Annotated in this window: 8 protein-coding genes; 2 read left to right on the forward strand and 6 right to left on the reverse strand. The window is 66.0% G+C overall.

What is annotated here, in order from left to right; all coding sequences use genetic code 11:
* Positions 1–292: 292 nt before the first annotated feature.
* Positions 293–1288 carry a hypothetical protein gene (locus tag ACIP94_RS15975; protein ID WP_402425250.1) on the forward strand — a complete coding sequence of 332 codons (996 nt, stop codon included), beginning with the start codon at positions 293–295 and terminating at the stop codon, positions 1286–1288.
* 531 nt (positions 1289–1819) lie between these two features.
* A complete protein-coding gene (locus ACIP94_RS15980; RefSeq protein WP_402425253.1) occupies positions 1820–2092 on the forward strand; it encodes a hypothetical protein in 273 nt (90 codons plus the stop codon).
* On the opposite strand, the gene dpdD is transcribed toward ACIP94_RS15980, so the two are convergent.
* From dpdD to dpdG, 6 genes are read right to left on the reverse strand one after another with little or no spacing between them, the layout of a single operon-like run.
* Entirely contained in the window at positions 2045–4129 is a 2085-nt protein-coding gene (gene dpdD / locus ACIP94_RS15985; RefSeq protein WP_402425255.1) for a protein DpdD, read from the reverse strand. The two genes, ACIP94_RS15980 and dpdD, sit on opposite strands and share 48 nt — an antisense overlap.
* Complete coding sequence (dpdK, locus tag ACIP94_RS15990; protein WP_402425258.1) at positions 4126–4683, reverse strand: phospholipase D-like domain-containing protein DpdK; 558 nt, start codon at positions 4681–4683, stop codon at positions 4126–4128. Before dpdK ends, dpdD begins: the two co-directional genes overlap by 4 nt.
* The gene (dpdJ, locus tag ACIP94_RS15995; RefSeq protein ID WP_402425261.1) at positions 4644–9158 is read right to left on the reverse strand and encodes a protein DpdJ; all 4515 of its coding nucleotides are present in this window, start codon (positions 9156–9158) and stop codon (positions 4644–4646) included. The genes dpdK and dpdJ overlap by 40 nt, the downstream gene beginning before the upstream one ends.
* Positions 9155–9841 (reverse strand): hypothetical protein, encoded by a 687-nt coding sequence (locus ACIP94_RS16000; RefSeq protein ID WP_402425264.1) that lies wholly within the window; start codon positions 9839–9841, stop codon positions 9155–9157. Before ACIP94_RS16000 ends, dpdJ begins: the two co-directional genes overlap by 4 nt.
* Positions 9838–12876, reverse strand: a complete 3039-nt coding sequence (gene dpdH / locus ACIP94_RS16005) for a protein DpdH (RefSeq protein ID WP_402425267.1) — start codon at positions 12874–12876, stop codon at positions 9838–9840. Before dpdH ends, ACIP94_RS16000 begins: the two co-directional genes overlap by 4 nt.
* Positions 12869–13720, reverse strand: a complete 852-nt coding sequence (gene dpdG, locus ACIP94_RS16010) for a protein DpdG (protein WP_402425270.1) — start codon at positions 13718–13720, stop codon at positions 12869–12871. The genes dpdH and dpdG overlap by 8 nt, the downstream gene beginning before the upstream one ends.
* Between the last annotated feature and the right edge of the window lie 10 nt (positions 13721–13730).

Below are 13730 nucleotides of genomic sequence, written 5' to 3' on the forward strand. Positions count from 1 at the left end.
TGTCGTCGGCCGAGGTTCGTGCCACTGCCGTGCCAGATGCAGTGGTCATCCCGGTCAACAGGGGTGTCTCGCGGTCAAGGTGCTAGGCATCTCCCCAGACATCAAAGCCTCAGGTCACCGGCCCGACGCCCCGCCCTCCCTCCTAACGTGGTGCTCCAGTCCGCTCACCGAGTCCATAGCCGCTGGAACTTCTCGGCGGGGAGCTCTCAAGCGGGTGCTCTTCGCGGCTCACCAGCCCGTTTGAAGTCGGTAACCTTGGCGGTACGTCAGTTTGCCACCTAGGGGGGCGCAGGTGACCGATCAGCACAACAGCGATAAGCAGGGCGCCGAACGGAAGCGTCGAGTGGTGCGTCGGCGGCTAGACATGGATTTTACGCCCGTACGCAATGGCATGGACTTCCTACTCAGTGCTTTTGACCACCTGAGTCAGCGCAACGGCGAGCCGGGCGCACGAGATTTGAAATACGCAGTCCTTCACTTGCAGGCGGCCGTCGAGGTGCTACTCAAGGCCCGACTGATCCGTGAACACTGGAGCCTCGTCTTCAGCGATCTCAATAAAGCGAAGAGGAGCGACTACGAGAAAGGCAGCTTCAACAGTTGCACCGTCCTCAGTGCCGTTGACCGCCTCAACAACATCGTCGCTTTGCAAATCACGAAGGAGCAGAGGCAGGCCATCGGCACTCTCGCCGACACCCGCAATGCACTCACGCACCTAGGGCACACCGCCAGCGTCTACGCGGTCGAAGCCCAAGCCGCCGTGGTTCTCGACTTCCTGCTGACTTTCATCCACGAGGAACTGTGGCCGAAACTAAGCAGAGAAGGCCCTTATGTCTTGGAGACCATGCACCATTTGCACGCCCGCCTGGGGGACGTCAAGGCGCTTGTCAAACAACGATCCCAGCGACTTGAGAAAGAACTGCAGCCCTTGGCCGACCACACGGTGCAATGTCCGGAGTGCCAGCAATGGTCAGTCGTCCTCGGTGATGACCCGACCTGTCGCTTCTGCCTAACGAACTTCACTCCATATGAGGCTGCACAGTGGTACGCAGAGGATGGGTACGCTGCGACCGACAAGCTGTCCTCGTGCCCGAGGTGCAACACACACACCGTCGTCGTCGGTGCCAGAGTGGCACAGAACAAAATGGCCGGGGTAGACATCTGCTTCGGATGCACTACCGAGTACACCAATTGGCGCCTCTGCGAGGCGGGGTGCGGAGCGTTCGTGCCTCCCGACAAGGAGCCGTCGATCTGTGATGGCTGCCTTGGCGACTACTACGAAAGCTTTTAGCAAGACGCCGCTTTGGCCGTGCCACTCTCGACGAAGTCCGGCGGCTTCGTCCTCATCAAGCGGGAGGACGATGGCCAGCGGATCTGCCTGACACTGTTGAGGTGCACTGGTAGGCATGTGCGGTGGCGCTGGGCCGACCGGCCGGAGGAGCCGTTGGAGGCTCGTCTGGTGCCCAGCTGTTCCGCTGACATCCAACGCTGACATCAACGACTGAGGACGGCGTCGGCACACAGCAGCCCCGTATGGCCAGCGACTTCGGAGGTCGACGACGGCAGCAATGATCAGGGATCTGGCGACGGCTCGTGGCGAAGTCTGGACCGTCTCCAAGCCGTGCGAGGTGAACTACCAACGACAGAAGCCCACGGCATCTGAGGTCTGAGCAGCTCAGAGCCGTGGGCTTCCTGAGGTCCGCTGGCCGACGAGGCCCATTTTCAGATGACCAGTTACTGATCCCAGTGTGTGGCCGGCAATTGCCACGCCCATTCTGAAACCTGGCTGCCAAGGCGGAGACGAGCCGGCATCGTGTCAGCCGTGGTCGAGATGGCAGGAATCGGCAAGGCCGTCCTCGCGCTCCACGCCACTCTGCGCGGTGCCCCCAGGCTCGCGGGCATCCACCGCGCGCTGCCCATTGCCTCAAGCCTCATCAAGTCGGAGGACAGGAGCAGTGCTGTCGACACCGTGCTGCAGGCGCCGCGGGTGATTCCCGCCGAATCCAGGCGGTGCGACTGCCTGGTGCTGCGCGACGCCAGTGGCGTCTCAGTTGCCTTGCACACTTCGGAGCAGGCCGTGTACTGCGGCGCGTAGCAGGGAGGCCGAGCCGCTGCCGTCGGCGTAGTCGATGACGGCTGTTTTGGCGTGCTGGGTGATGAACCCCGTCGCAGCGTGCTTGGCGCAGCGGGTGGCCAATACGACTACATCCGCTTGGCGGGCTTTTTGGCGTAGTTGCGGACTGCCCACGCTGTCGTGCGCGAGGGCAATCTTGACTCCTGGGGCGAGTTGGTGCAGCGCATCGCCAACCCGGTCCAGGACCCGCTGGTCAAGGGAGTACAGCAGCAGGTTGCGACCAGTCGCATCCCGCAGGCCGGTTGCGGTCTCCTGTGCCTGTGCCTCGCCAGGCTGGTTCTGCCAGTCCAGTTCGATGCCGAGTTCCGCGGATAGGCGCCGTGCCATGGCGAGATCGGCGGGATCCAGGCGCCCCTGGTGCACGCTGAGCGGCAGTAGCAATGCCAAGGCGAAGGATTCACGTGCATCGGGATCGGGGTGTGCCTCCATGACCAGTCGGTCGGCGAAGTCCAGCACGATTGCGGCTCGCTCGGGGGCGACCCAGCGCTCGCACGTGTCGGCGAGTTCCCCCAGCAGTTGGCCGTAGACGGCGACGGATGGCCCGGATCGCAGCACGATCTCGGTCAACGCCTGCACGGCCAGCAGGTCGCCCGGTCCGAGCCAGTCGTAGGCGAGCGCGCAGGTGATCAGAGCGCGGGCGCTGAGCGGTGCGGGCTGGTCGTAGCCGACGCTTTCGATAAAGGCACCCACGCAGCGCCAGACTTTTGCCTGGCCCTCGTCGTGCAGTTCTTCCAGCAGGGCGGCGATGTTTCGGTCGTCCAAGGCTGGTGAGGGCCAGGCTGTCCAGACTTCCTGTTCCAGGATGTCGGTTAGGCCGGTGTAGCCGTCGGCGATCGCGTGGATCAGGTCCGGCCAAGAGGCGGGGACGTGCTCCGGCGTGTCCGACTCGACGGCTTGCGAGGAAGGCGAAGACGTTGGTGATTCCGCAGTTTTGGCTGCAGTGTCAGTCTGGTCGGTGGGTGCCTCCTGCTGCGGAGTGCTTTGCGGATCGGCGAGGAGCGCCGCGGCTTTTCTAAGAGCGGGTGGTAGGACGTCGTGGGATGCGGTGTGCTCGATGGTGGTGAGTATGTTCTGGGTGCTCTGAGGATCTTCCCGGGTCACGGCGGCCAGCAGGAGGACCATGAGTGCCTCGATGGAGTAGGATTCCGCGCTGTTTTCGAAGGGAGCGAGGGCGAGAAGACCCCGGTCGCGTAGTGCATGTTGCGCAGCTGACAGGTCGCCGAGCTCTAGCGGTTCCTGTAGGTCGCAGGTGAAGGCAGCATTGAGCACCGCCGTTTTCACCGGCGTGGGGGGATCTTGCCGCAAGACGTCGCTGAGGCCTGGATAATCGAGTAGTTCTTGATCGAGGCCGAGCCGGGAGAGTCGCTTGATGTGCAGGTGGGCGAGATTAGCGGCGGTGATGCCTCCTTGTCCGGCCAATTGGTCCAGGGCGGCTTGGGAGGCGGCTTGGCCACCGGCCGCCAAGGCCGCGTCGAACTCGGCCAGCAGTCGCCCGGTGGGCTTTGTTGCCCGCCACAGTCGCGGGGGACGAATCGCCAAGGTGTGCTGCATGAGCAGGGCCACGTCGGTCAGTCTCTGGCGGTAGCGGCGGTGGGGGTGTGTTTCCAGTCGGAAGGTCGTCCCTGTTCCAGCGAAGTCCTGCACCGCTGCTTCGACTGGGTCGTTAGGGTCCAGTGTGCTGGGGTATACGCCAGCGCCGATGAGATGGGTCGGCCCGGCGAAAGCTGTGATGACGTTGCCGATGACAGCTGCGTGTGCCTCGTCGCGGGTGATGACGTAGATCGCGAAGCGGTCCTGGGCCTGCTGGTAGCGCGGCAGTACGACAGGGACGTCGCTGCCGGTGCGGAGCAGGTCGACGAAGGGCCGGGCCCGTTCGCCTTTATGAGGGTCAGGATCCATATCTGGCCACGCGTCGTTACCCAGGCCGAAGAAGCGCTGCAAAAAAGCTTCCAGGTCCTGAGTGGTCCAAACGGGGGAAGCCTGGCGCGCGGCAATCACTGATGCTCCTTCCATCGCTGGGCGAGTTCCAGGCGTGCCTGGGCCGCGTCGCTGCCTCCCACCTTGTAGCTCACCGCCTCGTCGTTCTCCATCAGGCCGCGCACCGTGAAGTTCATAGACCCGGTGAGCAGCCAGTCCCGCCCGCAAATGGTCTTTTCGTGCACTGCGGGGTTCTGCACCACGCGCACGGCGTGCTGCGAGGTCAAGCGGCGCAGACGCCCGAGGAACTGTGCATTATGTGGGTCCGGCCGGGTGACCACCGTTAGGGAAGCGCCGGCCGCCACGATCCGGGCGAGCAGGTCGGACAGAGAGCAGGAGCTGGGAGGATTGTCGTCGAACAGGTCGTCGTACGTCCCCTGGCTGTTGTCCAAGACCTTCACGTCACTGATCCACGGCGAGACTAGCCACATCACGGACCCAGGGCAGACGAGTTCCCCAATTAGTGCCGTTGCCAGGATGGCGTCGGCGCGAACGCCGGTGTGTCCCCCGGTGCGTATGGGGCGCTCGAGTCGACTCACTGTGTCGCCTCCCGGATGTCCACCCGCACGCGCCACTGCTGGCCGTCACGGCTCATTCCTTGCATCTCTCCGTACAGGCGCAGGACGTCCCAGTCCACCGTCAAAGCCGGCACGCGGGCGATGGCGTCAGACAGGGCCGTCGCAGCGTTCGTGTCGGCTGTCAACTCCACGGCGGCATGCTGGGCTATCGCGGTTTGATAGCGCTGCTCCCAGCCCTCTTCGGTGACGTCGATGCGCGGCAGTTGCTCATCGTGCGCGGCGGCGGCCAGGAGGCGGTCCAGGACGGGAGGACGGTCGAGGTAGGGCTGGTAGTGCTGAAGGTGGTGGGTGCGGGCATCGCGGCCGCGCGGCCATAGCAGGCTGAAGGCCTGGTCGGCCGACAGGCGCGGGCCAGGGCCGGTGGGCAGGCGCCCAGAGCCCACGGCGTAGGCAATGACGCGGGCGTCGACTTCCACGCCCAAGCGACGCTCCAGGGCCTGCCACCCCTCGATCAGAGCCAGTGCGCTGGCGTCGGTGGTAGGGCTGCTCCCGGGGCGGAGAAGTCGGGTGGACAACGCTGCCACCGCACTGTGCCGCGGCGGACCGTCGAGTCTGCTCCAGGCGTTGCGAAGATCGGTGAGCGCTTGGCTGGAGTCGGCAGCGGAGGTGTGGGCCCGCAGAACTGCCATGGCCCGTGCTGCGACTCCGGTCGGTTCGGCCGTCACGTGGCGCAGGAGTCGCGTCACGGTGGTGTCGACGTACTCATAGTCGTTGGGGGTCAGAGCCGTCTCAACCAGACGCCAAAAACGCCGCGGGTCCTCGGCATAGTAGCGGAACAGTTGTTCGATAACGCCTAGGCCGCCGATGGAGGTTTCGCTCAGCCACACCACGGCCCGATCCCCTTGATGGGCTGCGGAGACCACGTCCACGATCAAGTCGCCGTCCTGGGCGTCGGGGCAGGCGCGCAGCGCTGCGGCGAGAATGGCCGCGGCCACGGTGTCTGTGTAGGCGCGCCGTGCGAGGTCGGCGCTGCGGATGGCAACGTCTGAAGCCACCAGCAATTGTCCGGCCCGGTCCAGGGCGTCGATGACAGCGGGCACGTCGCTGAGTTCGGTGAGTGTGGCGATGAGACGTTCGTTGCTGTGGGCGGGCTGACCGGTGGGCTCGTCGCGGTAGAGCACGTGGAGGATTTCCGCCAGGTCGTTGCGCCAACTGCCGTCGGCCAGACTGGAGCGGATCGACGACGGGTCGGGAACGTCGTCGCTCAGGCCTCGCAGAGAAAACGACGTCAGGTACACCAGCGCCAGCCAGCCGCGCTGGAACTGGTTGGTCACCTTCCCCAGCGCTGGATCGTCTGCCACCGCCTGGAAATAGGCCAGGGTGCGCCACTGGGGCGACGTGAGGTAGCGCGCGACTTCGGGGTGCGTGGTGTCCAGTGGGGCGAGGGTGAAGGAGGCTGCGTCCACGTTCAGCCGGAAGCCGAGTGCGGCCGGTTCTCCGTTGCGGGTGTAGCGCACGGTGCGGGCATCCGTAGTGCCTGCGTCGTAGCTCACTTCAAAGCGGGATCCGGCAGTCATGCGGCGTACCTCGATCGGATTGCCCGCCGCGTGCAGGGCGAAGCCGACGGAGGTGATGCGGTGTTCCCACGACGAGGGACGGGGAACGTCACCTGGCAGGGGCTGAGTGCCTGCATCGACAACGATCTGTGAGCCCCACAGAGGAAATCCCTGTGACCGGTCGGCGACCTCCTTGGGAGGCTCGCTGAGCTGCAGACGATGGGGGCGCAGTACGATCAGACCTGCCGGGTCCTGCCCCAGGGGGAACCAGCGGCCTTCGAGTGTCGGGCTCGGTACAAGGCTGTCGTCCAGTTCCAGGGTGTCCTGGCCGGTTGGAGGGATGGGGAGCCAGGTGCGGTGGTCGTCACGCTGGTAGCCGTAGCGGCGGCTGACCCTGCCGGGTACGGCTTCCCTCAGAGCCCTGGCGATCGGCAGCAGTTCGTCGCTGCTGTCCTGCTCGGCGCTGCTGGCAGTAGTGCGCGAAGCGAAGGGAAGGATCAGTCCGACCTCGGGCAGGTTGAGCGGATCGAACAGCGTCCGTGTCACGAACTCCGGCAGCATGGCGCGGGGCTCGGCGCCGGGATCCTTCTCCTGGAGGGTCTGCCAGTTGTTCTTCAGGCGGCGTACCGCGGTGGGAACCACGCTGAGCAACAAAGAGCGCGGCTCCTCCCAGAGCAAGGCTTGCACTTCGTCGGCGGTCAACTGCAGCGCTGCTCTGAGATGGCGCGCCAGATCGTCCTGGAGAGCAGGAATGGTCAAGAGGCTCTCCAACACCTGCGCCAAGGCCTGGCGGGCCGCTTTGTTCTTACCGTGGTCCTTTGCTGCTTTTGGTGCGGTCAACAGCGTCCTGGGGTCGGCCCACGGGTGGTGAAAGCGCAGTTTGCGTCCTGCCCAGTCCAGCAGCGACTGCGCTCCTTGAATCTTGATGACGAAGCGGTTGTTGACCGGAAGGTGACGTGCTGGCACTTCGGGCTGGAACAGCGTCTCGTAGGCCTGGTAGGCCAGCCGGTCCCGGCCGTAGTCGGACAGGGTGATCACCGTGACGGGGCGCATGGCGCGCAGACGCCCGGCCCGGCCGCGTCGCTGGATGAAGGCCGCCGCGTCGTGGGGAGCCTTGTGCTGGAGTACCAACCCAACGCGCGGGTCGTTGAAACCGACTTCGAGCGAGGCGGTCGCCACCGTCAGATTTGCCTGCAGATCCACTCCGACGTCCTGGGAGGACGTGCGCGCTATCCGCAGCGCATGGTGACCAACCCCCGGCGCGAGGACGTGGCCGATCTTTTCCATCAGGTCCCACGATTGGCCGTCGCGGTAACGGGTTTGGTGATGGACGCGTGCCGGAGCGCGCAACGCGGCCAGGGCTGGTTTCCGACCCGGATGACCGTAGCGGTTCTGTCCTCCCTCAGCGTCCCGCAGGTCGTCGTAGAAGCGGTTGGTGACATCCAGGTCGTCGGTGAACAAAAACCCGGTAGACCCGTACAGTGCGGCGTCTTCTTCCGGGTCGAGCATGCGTCCAAAGAGCATGGCGGTTTGGATGGAGGTGGACAGCAGACTGCTGCCGGCGATCGGATCGCCGCGCAACGCAAGCGCGTACTCGCGCCCCTCCTCATCCATGCTGTCGTCGGCGGGTTGGATGTACTCGACGTGGCTGTCGCGCAGTCCCACCAGGCGGGCGAAGAACGTACCGGCGTCGCGCAGGGTGGCGCTCAGACCGACGAAAGCGACCGGCTTGCGGACGGCCTGCTGCCAGCGGCGCAGCAGCAGAGCGGTCTGGGCTCCGTGAATCCCGGAGTAGGTGTGCACCTCATCGAGCAGGACCAGGGACGGGACCGCGCCTCCCTGCCAGCCCAGCAGTCGGCTGAGCCCGCCTCCGGCACTGTTCAGGTTGAGCATTTCGGTGGTGGTGAAAAGCAGGTCAGGGGGCGCGTCTTGCTGGGATTGACGGGTCAGGGCAAGGCTGCCCTCCGGAATACTGGCCCGGCAGGCAAGGCAGACCAGTCGCTCCTTATTGCCGCGACGGTCAAGATCACGCCAGAGGAGTTCCCCGCGCTCACACGCAGGACAGGTGAGGTAGGGGCAGATGGCACCCTCTCGAGTCCGTTTCCAGGCAGTGCGTCCGCTTGCGCCAGGCTTGAGCCGGTCGTCCTCATGGTCGTAGGGCGTGTCTCCGTAGAGAGCCCCTAGTCGAAACGGCCGGCGCCCGGAGCCCTGCAGGGTGGGCTCCAGCGAGCGGGCAGTGCTCAGCGCCTCCCGCAACTGATCGCGCAGCAATTCCTTGCGGGGATACAGCGCCAGTGTGTGCAGGCGGAAGCTATTGGGTCGAGCACGCTCGGCCATGGCAGCGAATGCCGGCAGGTAGAAGGACAGCGTCTTGCCGCTACCGGTGCCGGCGCCCACGATCACGCCGCTGGAGTGCGGACGTTGCAGCGCGCTGGTCACCGCCGCGGTGGCGTCGACCTGAAAGCGGGCTAGGTTACGAGGCCCGATGTAGGCCTGGGCCACGAGGTGCTGAAGGTGACCCCAGCCAGCCAGAGTGGCGAGTTCCTTCAACGCGGTCGCCGCGGGGATATTGCGCTGCGGGTAACGGCGCGGCGCGGTGTGCAGGCGGTAGTCGGCCACGAGTCGCTTACCGCTCTGCCACCACTGCGCCGCCTCATCGCGGGCCTGCCAGGGGAAGAGTTGCCGCAACTGCGCTGCCAAACGGACGGTTTCGGCCAGTCGCGTGCGATATTGCGGGGGTGAGGTGTCCGGCACCTTGAACAGCCAGGCACGATCGCGGAATTCATACAGCAGCTCTTCGCTCGATATGCCTGCCGCCTCCCGCGGGGCTTCGGGCAGGCAGAGATCGATGACCTCGAGGACTTCACTCTCGGTCAGGGCGCCATCTGTGATGCCCCAGGACACAAGGGGCAACTCGCGGTCCTCGAGCGCGTTGAGGACGTGGTTGTAGAAACGGGCACGGGACGGTGTGATCACGTGCGCCTCCTGCGGACTTCCAGGTCGGCATCGAGATCGACAAGACGCAGCAGCGCGATCTCCTCGTCCGTGATGTCGCTGAGCAGCAGGGCGGTGCCGGAGGCCAGGCGGTCCAGGAGCATCTGCAGTCCTTCCGGCGGCGGTGGCGCGCTGTCGAGCAGTTCAGCCAGTTCGGCGTGTGCGTTGGCGAACAGGGCGATCACGGCTGCGTCGACGTCGGCGCGAGCAGTCTTGATGAGGTCCTGGTGCAGTGCTTTGGCCCGTGCCTGGTCCTGCAGGGAGAGCATGGCCTGCCGCGCCATCTGCAAGGCCGCCAGTTGGGCTTGCGTCCACTGCCGCCATGCTTCCTGGCTGTCATGGGCTATGCGATCGGCGACCTTTTGCACAGCTGTCGAGGCCCTGGTGAAGGCCGCGTTGGGAGGCAGTCCGCCCTCGCACTGGCGGGTGAACGCTGCTAGACCCGTGTCGAGCCCGGAGAGGTCGATGTCGCCAGCTGCCGGCTGGGCCATCAAGGAGCGGGCGATGCGGAGGCGTCGCTGCAGAGCCATCAACTGGTTGTGCAGGACGCTGATGCGTTCGCTGATGCGCCGGGCCTCCTCCTCTCCCTTCTCTCCCTCGTTGAGTCGGCGTGCCTCCGCCTGCAGGCGCTCGGCCTTTTGCAAGACGGACAGGGGCTCGCTCATCGGTCCTCCTCCGGTGCGCTCAGCGACCGCCACTCGGTCAGAAGTTCCTGGACACCCCTGGCCGCCTCATCGCCATGGGAGTTGGTGCGGGATGCAGCGTGCTCCAAAGCGGTGGTCAGCCATGCATCGCTGGCCTGCAGCAGGGCACGGACCACCTGGGGGGCGACCCCTCGGTCACGCACGGCTGCCGTGATGCGCGCCGCGTCGGAAGCCTCCGGTTCCTCCGCCCGCAGGAGATCGTCCTCGAGTTGGTTCAGGATCTTCCAGTCGACGTCCTGCGCCCGCGACAGAAGGTCGGTGATACCCGTCCGCGTGGCCCGGGGCACCGGGATGCTGGCGTCCTCGGCCGCAAGGAGTGCATCGCGCACGGCGGCCAGGACCTGCTGTCCGGTCGTGCCCCGCGGATGGTGTCGGCGTATGTCGTCCAACTGCCGGCGCAGTGACGCATTCTGCGCCTTCACCAGGTCCGTCCAGTTGGCGAAGGACTTGACGGCCTTCTTCACCCACTCCGGTACGTCCGATCCTGTCACCTGCCAGTCCCACTGGGCTGTCGCTCGGCGCAGCAGCGGCAGCGCCCTCGCGGCGTCGATCAGCCGGGGCTTGCCGTCGCCTTGGGCCACGCCCAGGGCGTCGCGGAGCCGCTCGACGAGGGGGTTCCTGTGCTGAAGGTGGCCCTCCAGGGTACGATTCCACGTCTCATCGCGCGATGCGGCGTCCTCACGCGCCCAGGAGCGCCCGTCGGCGAAGGCGGCGGCAAGCAGTTCGGCCTCGTCCATGCCGGGCCACGCCAGCCCGGCCAGAGCGGCGCCGATCAGGGATGCGCGCAGTCCGAGGACCAAGTCGTCATCAGTGATCTGCAGGTTCTTCTGCAGCGCGGTGGTCAGTGACGCGGTGTAGCGGTCGGATTCTGTGCTCAGCCTGCGTACGTGTTCGGCTCGCTCGGCGGGCTGGCCGTTCTTCAGCAGCAGCACGCTCTGCAGGTAACGGCTGTTGCGTGCCGTTCGCTTGAACCGGATCGGCGCTGCGTCCGCGCCCTGCACGTTCTCCGTTGCGCCTTCGATCGAGACCACACGGGCATTGGAAGGCCAGGCTGAGCGGATCGTCGTCTGTGACTGTTCCCGCATCAAAGGATTGACCCAGCGATAGCGCTGCGCTACGGCGGTGGCGATGACGGTGCGCAACTCGCTGGCCACGGCCTGCTGCAGTACGTGTTCTCGCCTGAGCCAGTCCTCCACCGCATTGACCTTGGCCCGCAGAGAGGGAGGGAGTTTGTCCGTGGTGAAGGGATTTATTTTGGTCGTCTGCTTGACCGGCTCCGTCGCCTGCACCTTGACCGGCTGCCGGGGGATTGCGCTGGCCCCGGAGAAGGTACGGGCTTCCAGGGCAAAGGCTTCTAGGACTGCGGACGGCAGCGCGCCGGCGTGGTCGGGGGCTCCGCCCCAGAACTCCAGGACGATCTTCCGGCGGTCGGCGTCGAGAGGGTCCTCTGCCTCTACGACTTCCTGTACGCCGGTGGAGAGCGGCTCGTCGATGTCCGCAGTGGGGAACTGCGTGCGGAAACGGGCGTCGGGGAAGGTGCCTTCTTTGAGTGCGCCGGCATGCTCGACCAGGACAGGACGGATCACGCTGCCGAGCACGGTGCGCGGGACGAACGCATAGGGGTCGTTGCGCGGAGCCGTCGCGTGGATGGTGCGGACCAGGGCGGACGGGTTGAACGGATACAGGCCGAAGCCCTCGGAGGTGGCCCCGAACTGCTCATGGCATCGGGAGACCAGTGCGCAGGTCTCACAGGGATTGGGCACCTGCCGCTCGCCCGCGTTCTCCAGGGCCTCCCGCCCGACCCGGGCGGCGTTGAGATAACGTCCGACGAAAGAGGTGATCTCGGATTCGCCCCGGTCGTCCCTGGTGAAGGGGACATTGAGGTTGTAGACGTAGCCGGCGGTCGCCCGCACACGGGTGAGTGCGGTCTCCGGAAGGTCGCTGAAGTAGCCCGTGGTGACCGCCATGAGGGTGCGGATCGGGGCCAGGGTGGTGCTGCCGAAGCGGTTAGCGGCCTCGATGACCGCATCGAGGAGATCTCTCTGCACGCCTTGGATCAGCGCGAAGTCCTCGATGAGCAGGATGATCTCTTTGCCCTTGCGGGCATACTCGCGCCGCACCTGCAGCATGGCGTCCTGCAGGCGGCCGGCTCCCAGGCTCGCCACCCGTTTGACAGCTGCTTCCAGATGCTGGTTCAGCAGGTCGACAGCGGCCTGCTGCAGTTGTGTGTTGCCGGAGATCGCATTGATCAGCTTGATCGTGACCTGGGCGGCGCGGTGGAGATCCAGCAGGTCGGTGGGGAGATCTTCCATGGTGAACGCCATCGGGCGGTCGGGCTCACCGTCTGCGCGGTCCTGCAGCAGTTGTTCCGCCAGTCGGGGAATGAATTTCCCCTGTCCGAGCATGAAAGCGCTCACGTGGGGGTCTTGCAGGACGACCGTCAACCCGCGGGGACCGGCAAGCGGACGGGCGTGCTGCGGTACGTCACGGGCCGTCGTGGCGGCCAGGGCCTCGCTGAGGGCGTTCACCAGGCGCCTGCTCAAAGTGGCCGCGTCCACACCGTCGGTGAACCGGTGGATGTCGGCGCGCAACTGAGCCAGCGCGCCACTGTCCGCGTCGGCGAGGAGGGCGTCGATCACAGCGCGCAGGCTGGTCTTGGCCTTCTCCAGATAGATGATCTTGTACTTGTCCGAGGCGGGCAGGTTCTCGCGCACCCAGCGCACCAGGTGCGACTTTCCGGTCCCGGAGTCACCGACGACCGGCAAGAGGAGCGCGCCGGTGTCGGACTGTAGCGACAGGAAGTCCTTCAGCACGGTCTTCTCGTCAATGAGGGGGCCGTCGGAGACGATGGCACGCCCGTCCAGGCCGGCCCGGCGAATACGCAACGGCGCATGCGTGGCCAGGAAGACCGCACGAGAGGGACTGACCGCCTCGGTATTGATCGTCGCGGCCGCGGTTTCGGGCGTCCAGCACAGGAAGCCGCGGAAGTCAGCCATGCTGGTCCTCCGAGATGACGATGTCGGACACGTAGTGCGACGGACGGTCGGGGTCATGAAGGGTCAAGACGCGCTGCGCGTCGGCGTCCTGCTGCAGGACGAGCCAGCCCTCGTCTTCGCCTCGCAATAGGGCGTAGGACAAGGCCGGCCCAGCTGACTGCGCGCCCGGGTCGGGGATGCCCAGGGCGTTGGCGTAGTCCCCACCCGGCAGGACCGGCAGGGCACTGCGCAGGGTTCGGGCAGCGTCGACGGCGTTGACTCGTTCCCCGACGGCCCACAGCCTTTGCACCGACTGCTTGACGGCCGCTGTGCAGTCCGGCAGCAGGGGCCCCTTTCCGCTGCTGGACAGCAAGGGGGCAGCGGCCAGGCCCAGGGCCGGCGCCCAGTGCACGAAACGGTTCCAGCGCGTGTCGTTTCGCGACGCAGTCCCCGCTTCAGGGTTGAGGTCGATGGACTGCTGGCGTTGGGCGATCTCCCAGGTGGCCGGCTCATCGAGAGGATCCCGGGAGAGAAACCACACGAGGATGCGGGTGAGGTCGCGCGAACCGGTCTGTCCTGCGTCGTCGGCCAGACCGGCATTGAGTTCACCGGCCAAGACAGCCTGGCGCAGGGCACAACTGAAGGAGGGGAAGTCCGTGCCGTCGAGGGCGCTGGCGTGTCCGGCGAGCGAGAGTCGGCCTTCGTCAACGGCGACCATCTGCAACTCGCGCAGGCTGCGCAGGGCTTGGTCGAAGGTCTTGTTCTCCTTGCCCTCGGTCAGGGAGGGGGGAGCCAGAAGAGCCCGCGCGCGATCCGTCGGCAGCGGCTTTCGTTCTGCGGCAAGAAGACGAACGACGGCCCACATGAAAGGTGGT

The organism is Streptomyces sp. NPDC093261, from assembly GCF_044753645.1.
Lineage (GTDB): Bacteria > Actinomycetota > Actinomycetes > Streptomycetales > Streptomycetaceae > Streptomyces.